This window comes from Candidatus Poribacteria bacterium (assembly GCA_009839745.1).
In the GTDB taxonomy this organism is placed as follows: domain Bacteria; phylum Poribacteria; class WGA-4E; order WGA-4E; family WGA-3G; genus WGA-3G.
On sequence record VXPE01000005.1, the window covers coordinates 31,522 to 56,778 of the forward strand.

At 48.3% G+C, this 25,257-nt stretch carries 22 protein-coding genes and 1 pseudogene; 12 read left to right on the forward strand and 11 right to left on the reverse strand.

From position 1 onward, the window contains the following. Positions 1 to 12: 12 nt before the first annotated feature. From F4X88_00995 to F4X88_01010, 4 genes are all read right to left on the reverse strand, one after another. Positions 13 to 882 (reverse strand): hypothetical protein, encoded by an 870-nt coding sequence (locus F4X88_00995; GenBank protein ID MYA54847.1) that lies wholly within the window; start codon positions 880 to 882, stop codon positions 13 to 15. A 53-nt stretch (positions 883 to 935) separates the two neighbouring features. Further along, complete coding sequence (locus tag F4X88_01000; GenBank protein ID MYA54848.1) at positions 936 to 1,877, reverse strand: phytanoyl-CoA dioxygenase family protein; 942 nt, start codon at positions 1,875 to 1,877, stop codon at positions 936 to 938. Positions 1,878 to 1,945: 68 nt separating this feature from the next. Next, positions 1,946 to 2,554 (reverse strand): CDP-alcohol phosphatidyltransferase family protein, encoded by a 609-nt coding sequence (locus F4X88_01005; GenBank protein ID MYA54849.1) that lies wholly within the window; start codon positions 2,552 to 2,554, stop codon positions 1,946 to 1,948. A 95-nt stretch (positions 2,555 to 2,649) separates the two neighbouring features. Further along, positions 2,650 to 3,318 (reverse strand): ATP-dependent protease, encoded by a 669-nt coding sequence (locus F4X88_01010; GenBank protein ID MYA54850.1) that lies wholly within the window; start codon positions 3,316 to 3,318, stop codon positions 2,650 to 2,652. Between the two features lie 344 nt (positions 3,319 to 3,662). Here F4X88_01010 and F4X88_01015 point away from each other — a divergent pair, with 344 nt between their 5' ends. Then, positions 3,663 to 4,145 (forward strand): hypothetical protein, encoded by a 483-nt coding sequence (locus tag F4X88_01015; protein ID MYA54851.1) that lies wholly within the window; start codon positions 3,663 to 3,665, stop codon positions 4,143 to 4,145. Between the two features lie 3 nt (positions 4,146 to 4,148). Beyond that, complete coding sequence (locus F4X88_01020; protein ID MYA54852.1) at positions 4,149 to 5,342, forward strand: mandelate racemase/muconate lactonizing enzyme family protein; 1,194 nt, start codon at positions 4,149 to 4,151, stop codon at positions 5,340 to 5,342. Between the two features lie 230 nt (positions 5,343 to 5,572). Here F4X88_01020 and F4X88_01025 read toward each other — a convergent pair whose 3' ends face one another. From F4X88_01025 to F4X88_01040, 4 genes are all read right to left on the reverse strand, one after another. Next, positions 5,573 to 6,085, reverse strand: coding sequence for a hypothetical protein (locus tag F4X88_01025; protein ID MYA54853.1), 513 nt, complete (start codon positions 6,083 to 6,085; stop codon positions 5,573 to 5,575). Between the two features lie 132 nt (positions 6,086 to 6,217). Then, on the reverse strand, positions 6,218 to 7,411 hold the full coding sequence (locus F4X88_01030) for an acyl-CoA desaturase (GenBank protein ID MYA54854.1): 1,194 nt from the start codon (positions 7,409 to 7,411) through the stop codon (positions 6,218 to 6,220). 72 nt (positions 7,412 to 7,483) lie between these two features. Continuing rightward, the gene (locus F4X88_01035) at positions 7,484 to 9,277 is read right to left on the reverse strand and encodes a phosphoenolpyruvate carboxykinase (GTP) (protein ID MYA54855.1); all 1,794 of its coding nucleotides are present in this window, start codon (positions 9,275 to 9,277) and stop codon (positions 7,484 to 7,486) included. Positions 9,278 to 9,367: 90 nt separating this feature from the next. Continuing rightward, entirely contained in the window at positions 9,368 to 11,338 is a 1,971-nt protein-coding gene (locus tag F4X88_01040; GenBank protein MYA54856.1) for a BamA/TamA family outer membrane protein, read from the reverse strand. A gap of 276 nt (positions 11,339 to 11,614) precedes the next feature. Here F4X88_01040 and F4X88_01045 point away from each other — a divergent pair, with 276 nt between their 5' ends. The 7 genes and pseudogenes from F4X88_01045 (at position 11,615) to F4X88_01075 (ending at position 18,228) form a co-directional block, all read left to right on the forward strand. Continuing rightward, positions 11,615 to 13,597 (forward strand): DUF4070 domain-containing protein, encoded by a 1,983-nt coding sequence (locus tag F4X88_01045; GenBank protein ID MYA54857.1) that lies wholly within the window; start codon positions 11,615 to 11,617, stop codon positions 13,595 to 13,597. 7 nt (positions 13,598 to 13,604) lie between these two features. Next, positions 13,605 to 15,134: an energy-coupling factor ABC transporter ATP-binding protein gene (locus F4X88_01050; protein ID MYA54858.1), complete on the forward strand. Its 1,530-nt coding sequence runs from the start codon at positions 13,605 to 13,607 to the stop codon at positions 15,132 to 15,134. A 70-nt stretch (positions 15,135 to 15,204) separates the two neighbouring features. Next, a pseudogene (locus tag F4X88_01055) lies at positions 15,205 to 15,519 on the forward strand (nucleotidyltransferase domain-containing protein). Between the two features lie 72 nt (positions 15,520 to 15,591). Next, positions 15,592 to 15,993, forward strand: a complete 402-nt coding sequence (locus tag F4X88_01060; protein MYA54859.1) for a HEPN domain-containing protein — start codon at positions 15,592 to 15,594, stop codon at positions 15,991 to 15,993. A gap of 98 nt (positions 15,994 to 16,091) precedes the next feature. Beyond that, the gene (locus F4X88_01065) at positions 16,092 to 16,721 is read left to right on the forward strand and encodes a hypothetical protein (GenBank protein MYA54860.1); all 630 of its coding nucleotides are present in this window, start codon (positions 16,092 to 16,094) and stop codon (positions 16,719 to 16,721) included. Then, a complete protein-coding gene (gene yidD / locus F4X88_01070; protein ID MYA54861.1) occupies positions 16,715 to 17,143 on the forward strand; it encodes a membrane protein insertion efficiency factor YidD in 429 nt (142 codons plus the stop codon). The genes F4X88_01065 and yidD overlap by 7 nt, the downstream gene beginning before the upstream one ends. A gap of 200 nt (positions 17,144 to 17,343) precedes the next feature. Further along, a complete protein-coding gene (locus tag F4X88_01075) occupies positions 17,344 to 18,228 on the forward strand; it encodes a tetratricopeptide repeat protein (protein MYA54862.1) in 885 nt (294 codons plus the stop codon). A gap of 79 nt (positions 18,229 to 18,307) precedes the next feature. Here F4X88_01075 and F4X88_01080 read toward each other — a convergent pair whose 3' ends face one another. Continuing rightward, complete coding sequence (locus F4X88_01080; GenBank protein ID MYA54863.1) at positions 18,308 to 18,529, reverse strand: hypothetical protein; 222 nt, start codon at positions 18,527 to 18,529, stop codon at positions 18,308 to 18,310. Between the two features lie 143 nt (positions 18,530 to 18,672). Here F4X88_01080 and F4X88_01085 point away from each other — a divergent pair, with 143 nt between their 5' ends. Together F4X88_01085 and F4X88_01090 are read left to right on the forward strand one after the other, a co-directional pair. Beyond that, positions 18,673 to 20,721 carry an alpha-galactosidase gene (locus F4X88_01085; protein MYA54864.1) on the forward strand — a complete coding sequence of 683 codons (2,049 nt, stop codon included), beginning with the start codon at positions 18,673 to 18,675 and terminating at the stop codon, positions 20,719 to 20,721. A 72-nt stretch (positions 20,722 to 20,793) separates the two neighbouring features. After that, complete coding sequence (locus F4X88_01090) at positions 20,794 to 21,573, forward strand: LamG domain-containing protein (GenBank protein MYA54865.1); 780 nt, start codon at positions 20,794 to 20,796, stop codon at positions 21,571 to 21,573. Positions 21,574 to 21,641: 68 nt separating this feature from the next. On the opposite strand, the gene F4X88_01095 is transcribed toward F4X88_01090, so the two are convergent. Beyond that, positions 21,642 to 22,466: a hypothetical protein gene (locus F4X88_01095; protein MYA54866.1), complete on the reverse strand. Its 825-nt coding sequence runs from the start codon at positions 22,464 to 22,466 to the stop codon at positions 21,642 to 21,644. A gap of 172 nt (positions 22,467 to 22,638) precedes the next feature. Here F4X88_01095 and F4X88_01100 point away from each other — a divergent pair, with 172 nt between their 5' ends. Further along, positions 22,639 to 24,789 (forward strand): hypothetical protein, encoded by a 2,151-nt coding sequence (locus F4X88_01100; protein ID MYA54867.1) that lies wholly within the window; start codon positions 22,639 to 22,641, stop codon positions 24,787 to 24,789. A 105-nt stretch (positions 24,790 to 24,894) separates the two neighbouring features. On the opposite strand, the gene F4X88_01105 is transcribed toward F4X88_01100, so the two are convergent. Beyond that, on the reverse strand, positions 24,895 to 25,230 hold the full coding sequence (locus tag F4X88_01105; protein ID MYA54868.1) for a hypothetical protein: 336 nt from the start codon (positions 25,228 to 25,230) through the stop codon (positions 24,895 to 24,897). Positions 25,231 to 25,257: the final 27 nt, after the last annotated feature.

Here is a 25,257-nt window from a genome sequence, read left to right on the forward strand (position 1 = left end):
TCCTTTGCGTTGCTATGGCGTGCCGTTGGGATTGTCGACGACATACCGGTCCCGGAACAGGGTTCTCCGCAGCGGGGGCATTTCAGCGAGGAGTTTTGGAGGTGGCTTGTATACCTTCGCGAAACCGCTGTCAACAGGACTATACAGGTTAAAAACGGCGATCCTATCGTTTTCAGTATTCGTCCACTCCGTGGCACTGTGGGTGAGTGCTTCTGTGAAAAAGAGGAGTGAACCGCCCGGGCAGCCGTAAGTCGCCCAAATATCGGAATTAGGATTTTGGATATCAGCGGGTGCGGTGTAAACCGATTTGTGGCTACCGGTTACTAAAAGCGTGCCGCCCTGTCCTTTCTTTACTTCGTTCAATTCCCATACAATACGGGTGTGCGGGCTGTAGCCTTTGCCGGGGAAGGCGTTGTAGTAGTGAACATCACCGGGAAAACGGAGTAAACCGTTGCCGTTGTGGGGTCCAAAGTGCCCCATGCCGGGCGCGCGATAAAAAAGGCTCGCACTTTCAACAGCAAAACCGTAGCACTCTGGACTGGTTACAGCCGGATGCGCCGTGAATTCGTTGAGGAGTGAAACAACAAGCGGATGGTCGATGAGTTTCTGCAAGGGACCCCCGACGGGACTCCGCTCATGCTCTGGAATAGATTCCGGGTCGTGGTGTAGTCGGCAGCCGAAATCACGCATCTCCTTGAGTTCTGATCCGGTAAATACCTCTGGGACCAGAAACCAACCGTGCGTATCAAACGCATAACGTTGTTCAGGAGTCAACTCAGGAATCGCGAAACCGTCGGCGTTTCGGGTCGGAAATTCGCAGGTATCCGGTGGCAACAATGCACCGAGCCAAGGTTGCTGATTTTTGTCTGTCTGTTTTTCCATTTTTTAATTTTTCCTTGCGGTTCGGTTAGGGCGGTATAGGTATTAACGTTCCTTTAAACGTCGGGGGGATAAGCAGATGTCCGCTGATTAAAATCTCCATTCACGACGTTGCCGCCTGCATACGCCTCTCGGAAGAGTGTCTGTCGTTTGACGGGCATCGCTTCAATGAGCTGCGGATGCGGTAACCAATTCGACCAACGACTCGCCACCGTATTATACAAATTCGAGAGAGTGACCCGCTCAGCAGCACTGACGTGAACCTGCGTCTGCGTCATAGATTCCGTGAAAAGAAAGAGAGAACCGGGCGGGCATTCATACGTCTCCCACAACGGGGAATCTGGATTCTGCGAGGCTTCTGGTATCGGATATGCGGCTTTATGGCTCCCCGTAATAAACCGAATGCTGTTCGTGTGGGCAGTGACTTCGGTGAGTTCCCATACAGCACGTGTCAACCCACTCCAGCCGCGTCCCGGCACGCACCGATAGAGATGAGAATCCCCTGGTAAGCGAAACAATCCATTTCCTTTGTGAAGTCCTGACTGGATATCAGGAGGCGTTGCGATATTCCCTACGGATGCCGCTGTTTCTTCCAGTCGAAACCCGTAGCAATCCTCACTCGCTGCGGGTGGATATGCCAAGAATTCATTCAGAAACCCAACGACAACCGGATGATCAGCGAGTTTTTGAAGTGGACCCCCGAGGGCACACCGTTCCGGTTCTGGAATGCGTTCGGGTGCCTCGGACAGACGTTGGCAGAATTCACGCATTTCCACGATGTCGGTATCCGACAAAACACTCGGAACTAAGAGCCAGCCATTGCGGTCAAAATCGTATTTTTGCTTCTGGGTTGGAACAACGACGGGTACACCATCGGCGGTGGTTTGTGTTAGATCTTCGGGTTCGACCTCAACGGCACTGCCTAAGTTCTTGTTAACAATAAAAGGTTTTCTCGTTGCGAGTTCTTTGTAAGCCATCACGGTATTTCCTTTTAACATGCATCTGGAAGTGCATTTCACAGTCTCAAGATGCAGTTGTTAGGTTTTCTTATCTTGATTTGGATTTACTAACGGTTCTGTGTTTCCAACACGCGAAACATGTGGTGAGCATAACTCACCGTTGAGATAAATACAAACACTAACGCCAGACAAAGTCCGTAAAATTCAATATTCCTCGGTAAATATGGAATTATCGGACGGAGCAGATACAGCAGTATAACAACTGACAAAAAGAAACTGGTACATTTTCCCCACAGGTTAGAACGGGTGATCATCTTCGCCTTATATGCCAAGACTGCATTGCCGAGTACGATTAAGGTATCACGGACAACAATCACCAGAAATGCCCATACGGGAAACCTGGAATGGAATATAGCGAGGGCAAAGATTCCTGCGGAGAGCGCGAGCTTATCTGCCACCGGATCTAAGATATAACCGAGTTCAGTGTGCTGCTTCAAACGCCGGGCAAAGAACCCATCTAACAGATCCGTAATAACGGCGACTGCACCACAGGCAATAGCGACGACCCACTGGGCACGGTAAATAAAGTAAAAGATAAAAGGCACCGTGAGGAGCCGAGCAACCGATAAGAGATTGCTAACATAGAAGAAATCCCGGGATGTAATCTGGATCGACCGGGTTTCAGTAAATTGATGGATGGGAGTCTTTAGTGCCATTGTATTATAGCGTTGCAGATAGGATTGTGTGCCGTAGGAGCGAGCGTCTCAATACGGGAAGTCTGCTAACTTCGTCCAACGTGATTGTGTCCTTCTCAATTGTTTTGCGCCGCCAGTTGAAAAGAGATCCGCCGATTCTGATCGGTCAGAATTTCGATTTCGCGTGTGAGGAGCTGCTCTAACGGAATTGTCTCCAATAAGGTTTGCTTTTCTTCAAGGGAAATCCGTAACCGTATGCCGACTTGGTAAGCGAGTTCCCGCGGATCATCCGGTTGTTCTTCAGGTGGACTCCAAGCAAAAATTAATCGACTGGATAACTTTTCGTATGCCGTATACAATTCTTCAGCTTGTGTCGTGAGTAATTCAGATACCGATTCAATTTCTGTATCCAAGTCATCTAACATCTGGACCCGACCTGTAAGATAGGAGAGATGCTCCTGAACTTCCAGAATCTGAAAGCGGTATTCACCAGCTGTGATAATATTCATGCGGTCGTCGTCTAAATGTTCAACTTGAAGGATACGGGCAGCTGTCCCAATTTCATAGGGTGTTGCGGCTTCACCGACCTCCTCTCCTTCTTTGATAAGCACAACTCCAAACTCGGACTGATGTTCTAAACAGAATTTAACCATCGTCCGGTAACGGGGTTCAAAGATGTGCAGCGGTAAAAATCCGCCGGGGAACAAGACCGTCTGTAACGGAAAAAGCGGAATTTGTCGTTCATAAGGCGTTTGACTTTTCGATGAAACCGGGGCACTCCGCATGTGAAAACTCCTCTGTGCACGATGTTCACTGTACAAGATGGATTTTATTTTCGGTGTCGTAGAACACTGTAAAGGATAACCTGCCAAGAACCAACCTTTGTCTATAGCGTTTCTAACGAATATCTGTTTTCAGGTACAACCTTATTTATATTTTCGCACAAAATATCTGATTCGTCAATAGTTTTTTACGCGGTAGAGAGGTCTTGACATTTAGGAGATTTTCCGCTATAATGCATCTTAGCAATCTTATTATTCCTTAAACGATAAATTAGCAGATTTAATTCACATAGATATTTGTGCGTGCCCTGTGTAGGGAACGGATATCAAAACGATTGGAGAAAGTCGTGAATTCAGAAAAATTGGGAAATGCTTTATCAAAATCCAAAGACATCGCCTTCACGCTTTTAGGGAATATGCTGTATCGGACGCGCGTTGAACCCATCCGTGATGCAGACGGGATAAGGGGTATGAAAGCGAGTTGGATAGGCGACCCCGGAGAAGACGTGATCGAGATCAATACCCCTTCAGGAAGCACGGATCTTACAATAGACGGCAACACAGCACCGATGATTGAGTACGTCCAAGATGGTGAGAAACGGACAATCGCTGTCAGACATATTAAAAACCTCTCCTGCGAACTTGACCGAGAGACGATGGATCAGATCGCCACACCGAGAGGCGCGGGCATTGCGATGTGTATTGGCGCGGGTGTCGGGTTACTCGGTTGGTTCCTGATTTCGGTGATGCGTGTGTTCCCTACCCCACGAACAGAACAAGACGATGCTGCTATTCCTCCGATTGACACTACAGAAGATCGTGGGGAATAGAGAATGAAAATCACCGCCGTCGATCCCTTTTATCTGCGGATGCCAGATATCACAACTGCGGCAGATGGCACACAAGACACACTTTTAGTCCGTATTCAAACGGATACAGGACTTGAGGGTTGGGGTGAATGTGATGCGTCGCCGTTAGTCAGTCTGGCGGTTTATTGTTGCCCGATGTCTCACGGAAATATCATCAATATTCGCAGTTCACTCATTGGCGAAACGCTTGACGGACCCGATGATATACTCCGACTGAGTGAAAAGACACTCCGAAATGGATTGGATATTCAACAGATACAGCACGCTTACAGTGGTGCTGAAATAGCGTTGTGGGACGTTGTTGGGCAACAGTTAAATAAACCTATCTACCGTCTCCTCGCCGAGATGTCAGGAACATCCAGCACAGCACACCCTAAACTACCGTATGCCTCTGTCCTTTTTGGAGATACCCCCGAAGCGACCTATCGCATAGCGGCACGGCTACGCGAACAAGGATACCGTGCTGCGAAGTTCGGTTGGGGACCGATGGGAAAATTCGGCGAGGCACACGACATCGCACTCGTGCGTGCAGCGCGTGAAGGGATGGGAACAGAAGCCCAGATTATGATTGACGCTGGCGTTGTCTGGGAGAGCGATCACGAAACGGCTTACCAGCGTGCTGAGGCATTCTCACAATTTTCCCCAACGTGGCTGGAGGAACCCCTTGCTCCCGATGCAGTCGAGGCCTATGGTGCGCTAACGCGTCGGAACCCATCTGTTCGTATCGCAGCAGGTGAAGGATCGAACACCTACCGGATGGCAGAAGATATTATCGTCCACGGCGGGATCGAGTTCGTGCAGATTGACGCGGGACGTATCGGAGGGATTCTGCCTTCTTTCCAGGTCCGTCAGCTCGCGGAAGAGCATGGTATCCAGTACGTCAACCACACGTTTAAGAGCCACCTGAGTCTTGCCGCCGCATTTCACGTTTTCGCGACGAACCCTGATTTTAACTTATTAGAATATCCAGCGGCGGGATCGGAATTGTCGCAGCGGTTGGTAGCGGAACCGTTCGAGGTTGAATCCGATGGAATGGTTCGGATAAAGGATTTACCTGGACTCGGTGTCGGTGTAGATACGGAAGCCATCCGTCCGTATTTAGCACCGGTTAGAATTGAGGTAGGAACGGATGCAGTCTTTGAACAGGAAAGTTTATAGACAGGTTCAAAATTAATAGTTTTTACTAAAAGCGGGTGTGTTTGTAGTAGAACGATTCATCTCACGTTCTAAATATATATTGACGGGCAATGAATTGCCCTACTACAAACCAAGGTCAACTTACGATGGAGACTACTCAGAGCCAGAGAAATAGAAAAAATTATTTCAGGATAACCATTTTGCGCATGAGTGAAGTTTCGTCTGTCTGTAATCTATAAAAATAAACACCGCTACAGCATTATGAAGGCGTTTAGAGAAATACCGACCTCGAACGCCTTCAATTTTGCTAACAGCGGTGTGGCATGCACAAACGCTTCTTCAGCAATAGTGGTTGTTCTCTGACCGTCTCGGTATTCTACCGAAATGTCATCTTGAATATGAAGGTCGCTAAGTCTCCAAATAGAGGATGCTACTCCGGGACTGTCCGCGTAAGGGTTGTTCGTTTCTTGTGGGATAGATTCAAAAGTTTGGAGCAATCTGTAGGCATGCCCTGTACTCCATTCAGGTCCCAAATGTACAGAATACTTCCGCATCAACGCTAAAGAAGCACTATGTGAGGCAATTTCTATCGGTTCATCCAGCAGCGTCACTTGCACAGGTTCAACCACGGTAGCACTTTCGCTGCCTTCCGGGGTTTCATCTATTTCCCAGTGGTAGGTGAAAGGGGCACCTTGGATGTCGGGATTACAAATCCCTCCTACAAGAAAGATAGCTAAGATTATGGTGAATTTGGCGGTTTTCATCATTTTTTCAAAAGCAGGATGAATTTGTGTAAGCGACGACTGCCTTCAATAACAGATTGTATCAGTGGTTCTTCTTGAATGAGGTGTTGGACTTAAGATATCACATTGCCTGAAAAGAATCAACATTAACATTCACGACACCCTAAGCCCCGTGTCGTAAACATGGTTTTGGACTAACCATACCGAAACTGCCTGAACGAGAATCTGATTTGCTCGTTCGATAATTGGGTTTAGCGATGGGATATGCGCAAACATATTTTGTGCTCGGTGTTTCAGGTTTGCAATGGGCGGCAACTCAAGGATTTTCATCTCTTTGAGGAACGCTTCTACCTCCGATTGGCTGATGCGAGCGCGTTTACGGAGTTCTTCTAACTTTGGCGTATGTGCCCACGCTTGCAAAACCGTTTTACCGATGTGTTCAATCGAAACACTCGCAGCGAGTTGGTGTGCAGCATTTTCGATGGTTGTTAGAGAGAGTCTACGCTTACCTGCAACGACATGTGCCGGTGGCAGACGTAGGTCCCAAACGATTTTAAAGAAGGACAAGGTTTTCAGAATATAGTACGTGACATCAATTTGCCACCAACGAAATCCTTGCGGTGCAGCACTCGGAAAGTGGTGATGATTGTTATGCCAGCCTTCCCCCAACGTAATAATAGCGAGGAATAGGTTGTTGCGTGAATGGTCCCCCGTGACATACGGCTGTTTACCTATCACATGTGCGAGAGAATTAATCGTAAATGTCCCGTGATAAAGGATCACCGTGCTCACGAGGAATCCTACGACGAGTCCTGACCAACCCGCAATCGCCCAAACGAGAACACCTAAGAGGAACGGGGGCAATATGTCCCATTTATTCAGCCAAACCAGTTCTGGGTATTTCTGGAAATCCTTAATTATACTGTAATCTGCGGTCCGACCGCGTTTAGAGAAAATCCACAGCACGTGAGAATACCAGAATCCGTGTTGTATTGGGGAATGTATATCTTGCTCTGTATCGGAGTACTTATGATGTTCGCGATGCTTCGCCGCCCACCAGAGCACGCCTTGTTGCGCTGAGCTCTGACCGAGAAATGCCAGAAAAAATTGGAATCCGCGGCTTGTTTTGAAGGAGCGGTGGGAAAAATAACGATGGTATCCAGCAGTAATGCCAAACATACGGATAACATACAATGCACCACATATAATCCAGTCGATGGGTTGAACGTCCACCCAGAAAATCGCAAGGCATGCAAGGTGAACCATTACGAAAGGCAGGACGCGTGGGTGAATAATGTCCTCCGCATGGGAAGGACTTGTAGGACATGGTTTTGTTGACAATATCATTCTCCTTATCGCTGTAGTAGACAAAATAGGGCGAAGCACAGAGACTTCACCCTATAATCGGATAGGTCGGTTTTATTGCTTTTCACGCAGACGTGTTTCTAACGCCGCCAATTCATCGGATAACGCTTCGGGCAGTGTTTCCTCAAAGCGCGCGTAATGTTCTCGAATGGATTCAATTTCGTTGAGCCATTCTTCGACATTTACGTCCAGCAGTTCTGCCATCTGATCGTCTGTTACGTCTAATCCACTGGTATCAATGGCACCAGATTTGGGTAAGTAACCGATCGGTGTTTCAACTGCTTCGCCTGTGCCAGAGACACGTTCCACGATCCATTTCAGCACACGACTGTTTTCTCCGAAGCCGGGCCAGAGCCATCCACCGTCAGCGTCTTTACGGAACCAATTGACGTAGAAAATCTTCGGCAGTTTGCTGGCATCGGTGTTTTTCCCCATCTCTAACCAGTGTGCGAAGTAATCGCCCATGTTGTAGCCACAGAACGGGAGCATCGCCATCGGATCGCGTCGGAGTTCACCGACCGTGCCTGCTGCGGCGGCTGTGCGTTCGGAGGAAGCGATGGAGCCAATGAAGGTGCCGTGCTGCCAATCAAACGCTTCAAATACGAGAGGGACAGTCGTAGCACGGCGTCCACCGAAAAGGATCGCCGAAATTGGAACGCCCTTCGGGTTTTCCCAGTTCGGATCGATGATCGGGCATTGCGCTGCGGGGGTGGTATAGCGTGAATTTGGGTGTGCCGCTGTTTTTTCATCACCCGGATGCCACGCTTCACCGAGCCAACTGGTGAGGGTTTCGGGGAGATCTTCGCTCATCTCTTCCCACCAGACATCACCATCTTCTGTGAGGGCGGCATTCGTGAAGATTGAGTTTGAGGCGAGCGTATGCATTGCATTCGGATTGGTGTCCATTGATGTTCCGGGTGCTACACCGAAGAAGCCTGCTTCAGGGTTAATCGCGTAGAGCCTTCCGTCTTCACCGAATTTCATCCATGCAATGTCGTCACCGATGGTCTCTGCTTTCCAACCGGGGATGGTTGGCGTCAGCATCGCGAGGTTCGTCTTACCACAGGCACTTGGGAACGCTGCAGCGATATAAGTTTTCTCGCCTTCCGGACTCGTGAGTCCCAAAATGAGCATGTGTTCTGCCATCCATCCATCGTTTTTCGCCATAATAGAGGCGATACGGAGGGCATAGCATTTTTTGCCGAGCAGGGCGTTTCCACCGTAGCCGCTACCGTAGGACCAGATGGAACGTTCTTCGGGAAAATGGACGATGTATTTGTTCTCCGAATCACAGGGCCAGACGACATCGGCTTGTCCGGGTTCCAATGGCATTCCGACAGAGTGTAGACACGGCACAAAGTCACCGTCTTCGCCTAAGACATCTAAGACGGCACTGCCCATGCGTGTCATAATCCGCATGTTCACAACAACGTAGGGGGAATCGCTAATTTCAACGCCGATGTGTGAAATGGGGGAACCGAGCGGTCCCATGCTGAACGGCACAACATACATCGTCCTGCCTTTCATGCAACCCTTGAAAAGCCCTTTGAGGGTCTCTTTCATCTCATCGGGATCGTGCCAATTGTTTGTCGGTCCTGCTTCGAGTGGCGTTTTCGCGCAGATAAACGTTCGGTCTTCAACGCGTGCGACATCGGCAGGGTTAGAACGCGCTAGGTAACTCCCTGGACGTTTTTCGGGGTCTAAGCGAATAAAGGTCCCTTTTTGAACTAATTCTTCACAGAGTCGATCGTTTTCTTCTTGAGAACCATCACACCAGTAGATAGAATCGGGTTCGCAAAGCGCGGCGGCTTCTTCGACCCAACTCTGTAATTTCTTGTTTTTGGTCATCTAAACCTCCAGTAATTGAATATTCTGGTTATTACTTCCATATATAATTTTATAACATATTTCCGCACTTGGCAAATTAAAAGGTAGACGCTAAAACGCCGCGCCGAGATTAACGTGGATTTTTCCTCGCAAGAGGGAGTCTCCCGCGGCGAGTCCGTAATTGATGCGTAGGATGCCACCTCTGGATTCAAGCCGTGCCCCAAATCCATAACCGACACGAAGTGTATCGAAGACCGAGGGGGTTTCAATCAAGGTGACAGCCCCTAAATCCGTGAACACAAAAATTTGGGAATCCGGTCCGACGAGGAATCGGTATTCGAGGTTGGCATACACACGGCGCGGTCCAGAGAACCAGTCTTCATCGTATCCTCGTAAAGTGGTCGCACCCCCGAGATAGAAAAGTTCGGTTGGCGGGATAGCTATATTAGATTCGCTTGCAAGCTGCGTCGTAAAACCCCATGCGGCGGCACCGTGGAGTTCAACGGCAACTGTCTGTTTTCGCCATGTTGGAAAATATTGTTGTAGAGAAAGCCATGCTTTTCGGAGACGAAAATCGCTCCGTGACACTTCAAAAGCGATACTATCCCGCCGTCCGCGTGTCGGGTTGAGAAAATAGTCACGGGTATCTCGTGTTAAACGGAGTGTGACACTGTATTTCGTGCCGATGTAGGGCGTAGGTTCGGTGGGCGAAATAGTACTTGGATCGGGAAGGATAGGCGTTTGGAAATCGAGCGTAGAGGGTATCACTGAAGGGGTACCTACATTTGGCACGTTAATCCGTTTATAGCCCAACGTCATAATTCCTTCAAAGACGCGTCCGAAGTTCGTTGTTGCACTTATACTCCCCGACTGTTCTTCGGAAACGGTTTCTGAGGCATTATCAGCAAAACCTTGGAGCTGTCCGCTATTGGGATTACGTTGTTCGAGTTGCCCGTATTCTATTCCGATGGTTAGGGGGTTGCCAAATATCCACGGTTCTGCATAGCCGACCCGTAAGATCTTCAGCAGCCCAGATTTCCAATACAAGTTAACCTGTCTGCCCGTTCCTAAGAGGTTGGTTTCGCGGGCTTCAAGCACACCCGTGAGTTGTGGGGCAGCGTCAACGTCTGACTCCGGTGGCGCATATCCGACAACCCCGCTCAATTGTCCTGTGCGTGCTTCGGTGACTCGGGCGTGGAAATTGATGCTATCTTCTGTTCCACCCGCTTCCAACACGTTTGGATCAACTTGATAGAAATATCCCAAATTTCGTAAGCGACGATAACTTGTGTCGATATCACGCTGCTTGAAGTTGTCATTCGGTTTCACGTGCATTTCCCGAAGGACCACCTTCGTTTTGGTTTTCTTGAGTCCGCTTACCTTGACTTCACCGATCCGAATCTGTGCCCCTTCTCGGATATTCAACTCGAAATTGATGGTGCCTGTTTCTGGCAAAAGTTGGATGTTCTGAGGCGCGATCTCGATTTTCGGGTATCCATGTTCACTGTAAAACGCTTGGAGGCGTTCGATTCCCTGTTCCAATGCCACCTGTGTAAAGGATCTTCCCTCTTTTATCCCGAATTGGTCTCGAATTTCCGATTCCGAAAAGCGTTGATTTCCCGAAAATGTTAACGTCCCAGTGCGGAGCGGTTTGCCTTCAACAATTTCTACGCTGATAGATATAGACGTTTCGCCGTTGCCGTGTTCATCTTCAGAAATCTTTGTGATGGTGGGAGATGTTTCTGCGAATATATAGCCTGCATCCCGATAACCTGTTACGATGCGTTCAAACCCCGCTATAATTTCTTCACGAGAATAGGATTTTTCTTCCTGCCATCCAAACAGTGTTATCAGTTTTTTCTCATTTAAATGGGTATTCCCATTAAAACGGAGGTGGCGAATACGGTAATAGGCTTGTGCCGTTCCTTCTGTATCTTCGTTTGGTGATATGATTGATTCTTCCGCGGGAGTGCGCTGTTCAAGATCCTCTGCGCCATACAACAGTGTTTGCGGATGACTTGCCAGACAAAAGAGAACGCCACTGAAAAATAGTATGAATTGTGGAAGTTGGGATCTATACATCTATCCTCTCCATTGGATCAGCACCTATGCGTCGAAAGTAATTTTAACATGCACAGGATGCTACAGGCAACCAATGCTTCAATAGAGACTGTTCCGTGATCACGATCTTGTGGGAGATCAATTGTCAGTTAATGCAATACCTTGTGAAGAAAAAATTTGATAAAAATTTGAAATTGTGGTATCATAATTGATAGGAGTCATTAAATTTATAAAATATTCAAAAAATTTTGGCAATATGGGCATGGAAGTTCGCCCGCAAGGAGATGGATATATATTATGCCAAATGCCTTATTTGTTTATCCAAAATTCCCGCCATCCTATTGGGGTTTTAAGTACGCCTTAGAATTTCTTGGTAAACAATCATCGATGCCCCCGCTTGGATTGTTGACGATCGCCGGAATGTTCCCCAAGAATTATAACCTAAAAGTCGTTGATATGAACATTGAACCGCTGACGGATGCGCATCTCGAATGGGCGGATGTCGCGCTGACATCGACGATGATCGTTCAAAAAGACTCGCTTTATGAAGTTGCCGAACGCTGTAATCGCGCCTCAGTCCCTATCATCGCTGGGGGACCACACCCGACCTCCTACTATGATAATATCAAAGAGGAAACCGATGCTGAGATTGACCATTTTCTCTTTGGTGAAGTTGAGGAGGTATTTGAAGACTTCTTAACCGATTTTGAGAGTGGGAGTGCGCAAGATATCTATCGCGAGAAGCGGAAACCGGATATCACGAAGACGCCACCCCCCCGTTACGACCTTATTAACATCAACGCTTACGGATCAATGGCACTCCAGTTTTCGCGGGGATGTCCTTTTAATTGTGAGTTTTGCGATATTACGAAGTTGTTTGGACGCGTGCCACGCACGAAAAGCAATGAACAGATGCTCGGTGAGTTTGAGATGCTCTATAAACTCGGTTGGGATGGTGCGATGTTCGTTGTGGATGATAATTTTATCGGTAACAAACGCGATGCGATGCGTTTATTGCCGGCTGTGCAACAATGGCAGGAGGAACGCCAATTCCCGTTTTCGCTCTATACCGAAGCCAGTGTAAACCTCGTGGAAATCCCAGATATGCTCGACGCAATGAGCGGGGCAGGTTTTAACATGGTATTCCTCGGCATTGAGAGTCCCAATGATGAAGCACTCCTCAGCACTTCCAAAGGACAGAACACCAGCAAGGAGGAGGAAGCCGGGAGTTACCTCTTGCGGGCAATCAGGAAGATACAGAGCAAGGGGATGGAGGTTACAGGCGGATTTATTATCGGGCTTGATGGGGACACCGAGTTTGATTCTCACATCAATTTTATTCAGGAAGCCGGTATACCGATGGCGATGGCAGGACTGCTGACGGCTTTAAAAGAGACCGACCTGTGGCACCGACTGAAACAGGAAGATCGGTTGCTTGGGGAGTCCAGCGGAAATCAGACCGACATGACCCTTAATTTTGTACCGGAAATACCGCGCGAGGAACTTATGGCGGAATATCGACGGGTTGTTTCGACGCTCTATGATCCGACCCTAAAGAACTATTTCGCACGGTGTTTGACGCTGCTTGAGCACATGCCGCATACATCACACAATGTGAGATCGATTCGGATGGAAGAATTACGTGCCTTTATGAGATCCGTCCAGCAACAACTTTTCTCCAGACAAGGCTGGGAGTACACACGCTATTTGTTCAAGACACTCAAAAACCATCGTAAGATGTTCCCGGAAGCCGTGCGACTGGCGGTCATGGGTTACCACCTGGAGAAAACGACGCGTCATACGATCGCTGTTGAAGATTTCAGAAAGTTCCTAGATCACGAAATGGATACGTTTAAGGAGGAGATCTCACAGTTTTCACACGCACCGGACAACCGGATGGGTGAGATTCAGAACTATTCGCGGCAACTCTTTGATCGTGTTAAGAAGGAGTACGATTCGATTCACGAGGATTTCCGATACGCAGCGCACGGTGCACTTGCCGGGTTTCAGAAGTCGGTGTTCAAGGAGTACTTGGACGCGGAGTTCAATGCTTTTAAAGCGGCTGTCGGCACTTTCGCTAAGGCACAGACTGAAAGACTCGGTGAGCTCCAGATGTATGTCCACAATCTCTTTACCCGGGTTCGTGCGCAACACGAGCAACTCCACGACGATTTCAAGCAGAACGTCCAAGAATCTTTTGACGCTTTCCGAGACTCTGTCCAACGGCATTTAGAGCAACTCTTCGGTTCTGTCCCTGTCCAGATTGAAGGACTCAGTTAGTTAGACCATGGCGTCTATTGAGATAGAAAATCTCGGTTTTACCTATCCGAGTCGTGAGACCCCGACGCTGCACAGTATTACGACACGCATTCCTTCGGGAGCGTTTGTGCTACTGACGGGCCCAACCGGATGCGGCAAATCTACTTTACTGCGGACACTGAACGGTTTGATTCCGCATGCTTCGGCAGGAACGCTTACCGGAACGGTGCGTCTTAACGGTCAAGACCTCGCTACGCAGCCCCTGGCGACAACGTGTCAACAGACCGCTCTCCTCTTCCAAAACCCCAACGATCAACTCTTTTGCACGCGAGTCGAAGACGAAATCGCCTTTGGACTCGAGAATCTCGGTTTTCCTCCCTCCAAAATTAAGGAACGGATTGCTATTGCCTTGAAACAGGTGGGACTTCCCGACTTTGCATCGCGGGAGATCGCATCGCTTTCTGGCGGTCAAAAACAGCGCGTTGCGCTTGCGGCTGTCTGTGCTATGCAACCGCGCGTCCTGCTGTTAGATGAACCAACGAGCCATCTTGATCCGCATGGAACACGCGATATCCTCACTATCGTCACAAAGTTGAATAAGGAGTTAGGCATAACAATCGTTTTGGCAACCCATCGAACCAAAGAGGTCGCTCCGTTGTGTGATCGTGTATGGCTGATGGACGCAGGGCGACTCTATCTGGACCTGCCCGAAGCGGAGGCGTTTCAAGATCTCACGCCATATCAGCGTTTGGGTGTGCAGGTTCCGAAAACCGAGGAAGCCTCGCGCGGGGTCCCCTCAACTGTATCCCGAAAGGGTGCTGGTGAGATAACATCTCAAAATCCTCTCCTTAGCATCCGAGAACTCCAATTCAGTTATCCGAACACCGGTGAAGATGCGGTGCGTTCAATCTCTTGCGCGGTGCCGCGTGGGGAAGTCCTCGCTATCATGGGGGCAAACGGTTCTGGGAAGACGACCTTGATCCATCTCATCGCGGGGTTGTTGCGTCCGGCGGCAGGGGAAATTGTCCTTGCTGGAAAGGTGTCCGATCGTCCGAAACTTCATCAGTTGGCAGGTAAAGTTGGTATCGTTTTTCAGGATCCAGACCTATTACTACAAGCGGAGACGGTTCGAGATGAAGTCGCATTCGGACCCAAAAACCTCAAATTCCCCGCACAGATTCTCGAAAATAGAATTGATGAAACGCTTGCGCGGTTTGATTTACGAAATCTTGACTCGGAGGCACCCTATTCGCTCTCTCGAGGACAACGCCAACGGGTTGCTGTCGCAGCAACCTTTTCCCTATACCCTGATCTTTTTCTGCTTGATGAACCCACCACGGGTCAAGATGCACACCATCTCCACCAGTTGATGGACGAACTCTGCGACGAGATCCGTCGCGAAAATAAAACCCTCATTTTTGCAACACACGACACGGAACTCACCTTAAGATACGCTGATCGTGTCCTCTTATTACGCGAGGGGACAGTAATTTTTGACGGCGCGCCAAATGCCGCTTTCGCAAATCCTGATCTCCTACAGCAGGCATCGCTATCATAATTTCTCTCTACCGGGAGTCTTGACAAACCCTTATCGAGTATGTTATACTCTGATTAAAAGGAGGTTTCACATGGTTACCCGGGAAGATATTCAAGCGACATGTGATGATATCGTTCGGAGATTCGCACCGCTCCAAGTAATCCTTTTTGGCTCCTATGCCTACGGCACGCCGACAGAGGACTCGGATGTAGATCTGCTTGTTGTGATGGACATTCCGAAGTCAGAGTTTACTCGTAAGGCACTTGAAATTCATCAACAGATTCCGCGTCGTTTCAGTATGGACCTCTGGGTACGCTCTCCAGAAGAAATTGCGTATCGCGTTTCATATAACGACTGGTTTCTCCGCGATATCACCGAAAAAGGAGAAGTGCTTCACGGTTCTGATGCAGCCTGCAACGTCAAAAACCTACGATTCATGCATTACGGAACAAACCTTGCCGAAAAGGAGAAGAACGGCATGAACCCATTGACGTTGGAGTGGATAGAAAAGGCTGAAAACGATTATGCGGCTGTCCAGCAGCTTCTGCAAGCACCAAATCCATTGCATGATATTATCTGTTTTCATGTCCAACAGTGTATTGAAAAGTATTTAAAGGCGTGGCTGCAGGAGGCAAACATCCATACTCCAAGGACACATAACCTTCAAGAATTACTGGACCTGATTGTCCAAACACTTCCGACGTGGGCCCGTTGGCAGCCTGACTTTAAGAGAATAACAACGTATGCAGTGGACCCTCGATATCCGGGGGATTCAAGAACCTCCGAGGATACCCAGCATGCTATGCACGTATGCACTGAGGTGCGCCAAGCCGTTCGCACGCAGCTAAAACTCCCAAAGAATCCCGTTGAGGCATTGTAAAGAGTAAAGTGTTTAAAAGCTTTCATATTTCCCTAATATTTTTGTTCTTACTCTTGTGCGTTGGTGTGCTCCATGCAGCACCATTAAAGACACTCTCTTTGGACTTTACGCGCGAATTAACCGAAAACGACAAAACCGAGCACATTGCAGGGACCCTTCACTACAATGTAAAAGAGGCGCGAGTTGTCATTGAGGTCGTCGAGCCTCTTAGACAAATAATGATTATAGAGGACAACGCCCTTGAAATTTATTATCCCATAGAGAAACAGGCGTTTCGATTTATTTCTCAAGGGCGGATTCCACTTCCGTTTGTTGAGTCCATTATCCAGTCCACACAAGCCGAGCACGGATTGACAGCGATCGGGTATTCTTTGGAAAAGCACGATATCGTAAACGGAGTGCTCTATAGCTACTGGAGTCCGCCTAAGAAAGCGAAAGATACGCTCGGTCCTGTTATCCTCGGTATGCAAGACGACAGACTTATTTCTGCCGAAGTTAAGAATCCGAAAGGTTATATCATCGCCAGATCGCACTATCAGAACCACAGCAAAGTCGGCATGAACTATGTTCCGCTGATGGTTACTTCCAGCACCTACCGTGAGAAATCTGAAGTGCTCCAACGCGAACAGGTTATCTATAGCAATCCACAGGTAAACGTAGAACCACGAAATTCAATACTCGATTTCACAATTCCTGAATCGATAGAGGTCAAAGAGATCAAATGGTAAACCGTTTTGTCCTTTTCAGTGTGTCCTGTGTGTTCGTTGTTTTTTGGGGTTTACCTGCGTTTGCGGGTGAAGCCGCGGACCTAACATTCATTCGTAAAGTCAACCCAATTACAATGCCGAGAGCACAGGAAACTGTCCGTTTTAATCCACAGGCACCTTCCGAACTAAAACTCGTTGCGATGGGATTGATTCGACTCTATCAGAAGTTTGTCTCCAGCCAAGACGGTCCGTCATGCAACTTCCACCCGACATGTTCCCACTTCGGTATGGCGTGTATACAGGAATATGGTCTCGGACGAGGGATCCTGTTGACCGCGGATAGACTCCTTCGGTGCAATGGGTCTCAGACGCAGCATTACCATAAAGATGAGATAACAGGAAAATACATTGACCCCGTTTCAAACTATGCAACTTTTAAATAATTCTGTCCCCTATAACATCCGGTAGGTGCGGTTTTATGAAGTTTAAGTATTTAATTCAGTAATATTTATTTTCCCAGGCCCGGTAGGTGCGGTTTCTAACCGCACCGGATCTAAAAATAAATGTTGTAAAGTGGCAAGTCCCCTCATTCAACCTGACGGAAATACATAGAAATACTCAAGCAAAAACACCTGTGAGTTATATGAACACCACCCAATTACCCAAATTCCTGTTCCTAATTTTCTTCACTCTTACGCTCCTATCCTGCGTAGCCGCCGAAGAATCTATTGAATACTATGCCCCCGAAAACGTCCGTAAATTCGCCGATTTTCTGTATGAGCAAGGTGATTACCTCCGCGCAGCCGGTGAATACGAACGTTATCTCTTTTATCAGCCACAAGAAAGCGAGCAGATTCGCTATAGAATTGCCCTTTGTTATCGTTTTGCGGGTCAAACCGAACAAGCGCTCCAGAATTTTCAGATGCTTTTACGGATGCACCCTGAAGGTCGGTTTATGAGCCGTGTTTACTATCAGATGGGTGCGACCTATTTTCTGACAGATCAGTTTGAACAGACTGCCCTGTTTCTACATGAAACGCTGCCGGATATAACAGATACACGGCAACACGCCGAAGCCGAGCAGTTAATTGGGCTGTCTTATCTGATGCAAAAACAGTGGTCCGAAGCGGGTGAAGTTTTCAAGACGTTGCGGGGATCGGAAGTGGATTCGGTCAGCCAAAAAGCGATAGTGTATCACGATTATGCAGAGATGGGCACTCGGTTGCCGACGCGTAGTCCGGTTTTGGCTGGGATTCTCTCCACGATCATTCCTGGGGCTGGACGGCTCTATACAGAAAGGCTCAGCGATGCGTTCGCCTCTTTGTTCATGGTTAGTTTAACGGGTTGGCAGGCTTACGACGGTTTCCAGAGAGATGGGCTTTCGTCGGTGAAAGGGTGGACGCTCGGCACAATCAGCGGTATTTTCTATGTCGGCAACATCTACGGCTCAGTCATTGCAGCCCGTGTATACAATCGCCGCGTAGCAGATGAGTTTTTGTCGACGTTATCTATTGAATTGCCGTATTAATTGAGGGATTTGCGACATTGAGCTCAACGTCTTGCGACAAGTTCGGGGTGTGCGACTTGCATACGGATCGGCGGTAATCCTACCGAGATGGCTTCAACGTCATCTGTAACCATTCTGCCGATATCGAAAAGGGCGTGATCAGCAGTTCCTCCAGCCCCATCGGCTGTATCCCCTGCTGTTGTAGGTGTGTATCGGGAAGCCACGGATCGTAGGCGTGTAGTTTACAATGAAACGGAGCCAACAACTGTCGCAGTTCCCGCGCGAGGTTTCCATAGCCGATGATACCTACCGTAAGTGTGATTTAGCATTTTAGCATGGATCGATCCAACCTACAATTTAAATTAAAAATAGGCTGCTGCATTAACAGAATTGTTCTTGCGTTATTTTTTTTCAGCGATATACTGAAACCATGTCAAACACAAAACAACGAAATAGGGACTTTATATGCAGTACACATCACAGCAAAATGATTGGTTGATTCACCCTTTTCCGCAGCCTGCTTCGGTAAAAGAAGCAGACAATCGGCTTATTCTCGGTAATGGGCTCATTGAGCGGACATTCGTCACTTCACCTAATTTCGCAACGGTCGATTATACCAATCAAATTACGGGTAGCAGTCTCCTCCGTGGCATTAAACCGGAGGCAGTGCTTACGATTAACGGACACCCGTTTGAGGTCGGTGGACTGAAAGGACAGCCCGATTACGCCTATCTTGATTCGGATTGGATTTCGGACTTGACCAGTGATCCGAACGCATTTCAATTTTGCGAATATAGAGTCGGTGAACCTGATACCCCTTACCCGTGGGTCCGCAGGCGTTCTACGACACCATCAGTGTATCCGTCAGAGGGTGTGACACTGACGGTTGTGTTCTCACCGCCACCATCTGTTGACTCCCTTCGGGTTTGTGTCCATTATGAACTCTACCAAGGCATTCCGGTGTCGTCTAAGTGGATCACGATTCACAATGACGGACAAAAATCGATTCAACTGGATGCGTTAAGCTGTGAAATCCTTGCCGTCAACGAACAGGAAAAGCATCGGCTGTATGTCGAAAGTGATTATGCTTTTAGTGGAATGGAAACGACACAGTGGGGTCCAGATGCGGATTACAAGACACAGGTCGATTATCGCTATCAGATGCCGCTGTTAATGACAAGTCGTTATCCGCTCGGTCCTGGGATACTGCTTCAACCCGAAGAGACTTTCAAGAGTTTTCGTACCTTCGAGATTCTGCAGGATAGTGATGATCGTGAACGAAAAGGACTCGCACGCCGCAAGATGTATCGCACGGTCGCACCACAGGTCACAGAGAATCCAATCCTCATGCACGTTCGAAGTGCCGACCCTGAAGCGGTTCGTTTGGCAATTGATCAGTGTGCAGAAGTCGGATTTGAAATGGTGATTATGACCTTTGGGAGTGGATTCAATATTGAGAGCGAAGACTCGGAATACATCGCTACACTGAAGGGAGTCACCGATTACGCACATAGCAAAGGGATTCAACTCGGAGGTTATACACTGATGTGTGCTTCGCGGGATGTGGGCGCGGACTTCAACTGTATTGATCCAGACACTGGGAAACCCGGAAGTCGATTTGGACAAAGTGCTTGCCTCGCCAGTAGATGGGCAGATGGCTATTTCCAGCGGGTGCTGAATTTCATGGATGCAACCGGAATGGATGTCATAGAGACGGATGGTCCGTATCATGGGGATGTCTGTGCGGCAACGACGCACGAACATCATAACGGTTTAGCGGATTCGCAGTTGCGCCAGTGGGAAGCGTGTGTTCGTTTTTACCACGAATGCCGAAAACGCGGTATCTATATCAATTCGCCAGATCAGTATTACCTCAACGGTTCCAACAAATGCGGTATGGGGTATCGCGAAACGAATTTCAGTTTGCCCCGCGAGCGACAAATTCTAATTGCCCGGCAGAATATCTACGATGGGACGTATGAAAAGACACCCAGTATGGGGTGGATGTTCGTTCCGTTGGTAGAGTATCACGGCGGTGGAGCAGCCGCAACGTTTGAACCGCTTTGTGAACATCTTGATGACTATGAATCACATCTATCACAGAATTTCGGCAGTGGCGTGATTGCATGCTATCGCGGTCCCCGGCTCTTTGATACTGAAGAGACGAAAGCGGTGGTTAAGAAATGGGTTGACTTCTACAAAAAGTATCGTCCAATACTGGAATCTGACCTGATTCACGTGCGGCGCCCAGATGGTCGCTCTATTGATTGTATGCTTCACGTCAACGCGCAAATCACGCCCTGTGGACTCGCAATGCTCTATAATCCGACGCGGAGGGTGCAGCGGACCACTTTGAAATTACCACTCTATTATACTGGAGTGTCTGAGATTGCGAAGATTCGTGAAGCGGACGGGGCGTTCCAACACTATAAAATCGACCGGAATTACAACGTTGAGATTCCAATTAAGATGGAGGCGAAGAGTGTGAGTTATCTCGTTATTGAACCTAATTGAATTCAAGAGTCCGTGCCAAAAGACAGTGTAATCCGTGATGGAATTACGCTCGATTAACCCCTACATTTACAAATGGAGTTAAAAATGAGAGTCTTCCAATTAAAAAAAGCAATTTTGGTATATGCAACCCTAATCTGCATCAGTTTCATGATTCCGAATCTAAGTGCTGCCAAGCTCGATGCGAACGCACTTTTGGGGATATGGTTCTTTGATGAAGGGAAAGGCGGTGAGGCAAAAGATGCTTCCGAGAATGGCAATGATGGAAAGATTGTTGATGCCCAATGGGTCGATGGCAAGTTTGAAGGCGCGTTAAAGTTTGAAGGTGGTGCGCATGTTGCTGTCGGTGATTTTTCTGACTATGAAGACGAAGTATCGATCGTTGCTTTTATTAAAACACCTGCCGCCCCCGCATGGTCTGACATCATCGTAGGTCCCTGCGGCGACGTTATCCTGACATTAAGGGACCACAAATTAAATTTTGCTGGACAGTGTGCCCAACCGATTCCCCATAATACGTGGTCGAAATCCTTGTTGAACGATGATAAGTGGCATCAGATTGCGGGGACTTATGACGGTAAAGAAGTGAAGGTCTATGTTGATGGCGAAGAAGAAGCATCTAATGCCGCCGCAGGTCCATTTAAAGCAGGTCCAAAGTATATTGGCTCCAGAGACGACAAGCAGGAGGCTTTCACCGGTCTCATTGATGAGATCGCATTTTTCAATGTCGCACTCTCGGATGCTGATGTGAAAGCGATTGCGGACAGTGGATTATCTGTGGCACTCGGTTTTGCCGCGGTGTCTCCGCAAGCAAAACTGGCAACGGTTTGGGCGAAATTGAAAACTGAACATTAGCTTCTTAAGAGTATCAACTTCGTTATTATCTGTGCGCGTTTGGTAGGGGCATCGGGGTTGAACGAACGTCAAAAATCGGAGGGTTTCGTAGAGAGACGCCAATATTGACTGCACGCCAGCGGCCAATCGGTACAGATAGCGTCGATTTTGATGGCGCGGGCTTTGTCCCAGATGTCGGGTTGCTTCTCACCGATATGCAAGGCGAGCCAGACTTGCTTACTGAGTTTATGTGCCTGTTCCACCGCTTCTGCATTTGGCATGAAATGCACCCACAAGCAGTCTGCGAGTGGATCGTGCAGTGCTGCAGTAAACTGATCGGCTTCACTGTTATTTAGATATACCGTGGTCTGTAACTTTGGATTGGCTTCTTTAAAGCGACGACTCGAATCACTGGGCTGACCGAAGGCGCAGAGTTGATTAAACAGTCCGTATTTTTCGACGAGTTGCACGATGTTCTTCTCAATCCCCGACGAGATAACTTTCATATTCAGTGCGATGGTCACCTGAGTTCGCTGACGCTCGCGAATGAGTTTGAAAACCTCTTCTAATGTCGGTACCTTCTCGCCATTGAAACGCTGGTCGAACCAACTTCCGGCATCCAGTTCGCGGATTGCCGCCAAGGTCATTTCGGTTACTTCACCCGTGCCGTTGGTCGTGCGGTCCACAGTTTTATCGTGAATGACCACCAGGTGCTCGTCGCGTGTCTGGTAGACATCCAACTCTATTGATAAGCCTAACTCGATGGCTGCGGCAAAAGCGGGTAGCGTGTTCTCAGGCGCGTGCTCCACCAAACCGCGGTGAGCGAGCAAGATTGGATCGGCGACCGACGGATTCACCGTTGGTTCTGGCAGCGCGGCGATCGCACACGTAAACATCAACATATTGAATGGCATAATTTATCTCCTGATAGCAAATAAAACCTTATCTGAATCATAACACATTTAGCAAAGACGGGAAATATAAAAGGTAGGTATTTTTTTTGAACAAATTCAGCCCTTGTTTGCCTAATCTAAGTAAAGAACGTGTGCTTCCCATAGAGATTCCCAATGCTTAGAGAGGAAACAGATGAAACGGAAACATATTATCATAACCCTTTTCCTGTGTGTTCTGGTATTTTCAATGGCAGTTGTCCTAAACACTTGGACACAAGATAAGCTCTTACAGGTAGAGAAGCGATTTGATTTTGACCGAGACGTTGAGCTCAGTGAATCCGAAAAGGAGTTCATGGTAAGGGTGATGCGGCTGGAAGATGCCAAAGGCACCCAATTCAGTGAGAGTCAGATTCGCGAGATGCGCACCGGGCAGCGAGATAGATCTCGCCGTAGAGGTGGAGGCGGTTGGGGACGCGGTTCAAGAGAGCCTACAGGACCACGCTTGGATCCAGATCAGGTCGCATTCAAGGACGGCACAGCCACGATTCCTGACAGAGAGACCTTTGAAAAATTGTCGTATCAAGGCACAGAAGTCCGCATTGATACCCAACTTATCGGGATTGAATTTGTAAAGTTTCAGATTGAAAGAACACATACTCAGAACCCAGAACTTTACTTCATGAATACAGAGACGCATCGTTCACATGGTGCCTTCATGCGCGTTGCGGGTTTGCGACGAGGGCAAGGGCAGATGCGCGGGGTGTTGAGTTATCGTCCACTTTTCACGTCTCCAAATGGCGAACCCGGGGTCTATACCTTTGAGTTTAATCCAAATGACGCATTCCCGTTTGAAGAGATCAAACTTGCCCATGATCTGCTCGTGGCGAAGATGCCGATACTGGAAAACAGACTCGGTTATTGCCCATTGTGGGGAGCAGTCGGGATTTATGAACGCGAGAAAGCACGCTATGACGCTGCGGAATTCCCTGTTTACTTTGAGGATGATCTTTACGCGAACATCGGTTACCTTCCATTGAATCAGACCTCGTCATTTGGGCGGCTACGTCTATTGGAGATAGGTGAACGTCCTGCGGTTCGGGACATTGTTATCTGTAAGACATTACCAAACGAGATGCCAAGGGTTGCTGGGGTAATTACAGGGGTTCGACAAACGCCGCTTTCGCACGTCAACCTCCGGGCTATTCAAGACAAAGTCCCCAATGCCTTCATCACCAAGGCGTGGGAGAACAATTCTATTGCACCGCTCATCGGTAAGTATGTCTACTATGCGGTGAACGCAGACGGCTTTGAAATTAGGGAGGCGACGCTTAAAGAGGTGGAAACCCACTTCGTTGATTTACGTCCTTCAAAGGTGCAAAGACCTGAACGCGACCTTTCTGTGAAGCAGATTCTACCGCTGGACGACATCGGGTTTACGGACGCGGCGCGCTTCGGTGTGAAAACCGCGAACCTCGCAACACTGCGGACGTTTGGGTTTCCCGAAGGGACTGTTCCGAATGGGTTCGGGATACCGTTCTATTTCTACGACGAATTCATGAAGCACAACGACTTCTATGAGTACCTTGAAGCGTTGCTTAAAGATGCAGAGTTTCTAAGTGATCACGACACGAAGGAAGCTGCGCTGAAAAAGTTTCGAGCAGAAATTAAAAAGGGTGAGATGCCGACATGGATGATGGACGCACTTTCGAAATTACACAACGCGTTTCCAGAAGGGACATCTCTCCGGTGCCGTTCCAGTACCAACAACGAGGATCTCCCCGGTTTCAGCGGCGCAGGTTTATACGACTCCTATACACATCACCCGAACGAAGGGCATTTGTCCAAATCGATTAAGCAGGTGTTTGCGAGTCTCTGGAATTTCCGGGCGTTTGAGGCACGTGATTTCTATCGTATTGACCCTTTCGTTACGGCTATGGGAGTGCTGATCCATCCCAATTTTGAAAGCGAATTAGCAAATGGTGTGGCTGTAAGTGATGATGTCGTCTATCAGACGCAGGGGAATTATTACCTCAACACCCAAGTCGGGGAAGACCTCGTGACGAATCCTGAAGAACAATCTGTGCCTGAGGAGATTTTGTTGGATTGGTGGGATAGTAATAATTATAGGGTCGTAACGACATCCAATCGAACGGCGAATGGCGAACGGATTCTAAAGGATGAATACTTACACCAACTTAGTTTCTATCTTGGGATGGTACATAATAAATTCAGGAATCTCTACACACCGACTTCCCCGACGAACGAATTCGCCATGGAAATTGAGTTCAAGATTACGGGCGACGGCAAACTCGCAGTCAAGCAGGCGAGACCGTGGGGATATTAACCGCAAGGGCGCGGTCTTTCAACCGCGCCTATTCTGTCCACAATTCGATAATCTGGATATTGCGTTTCGGAACCTCGTCATTGATGCTAAATGTGCAGAGTAATACTAATTGGTTTTCTTAATTTTACCCCAGATGGTAAGAAATCTATCCAGTACTGCTACGCTCAGACCGCTCGGAGCGAATTGCTCAACAGTTGGAAGAATCGCGGGCCCTAACCCTTCTGCAACACCCCCAACAGCATAGATTTTATTCGCAATAGTGCCAACCCCTAAGAACACTCTCGCCGTTGGCATTTCGGGGGCTTCTGTCCATGTGTCCTTGTCGGGATCGTATATTTCAACGGTTGTTAGCCCAGGACCTTGCACATTGGAGGTCCCCCCAACGGCGTAAATTTTTCCAGCCACAACGCCTACTGCCAAAGCCGTTCGAGGTGTCGGCATATCTGCTTTTTGGGTCCATGTATCAGT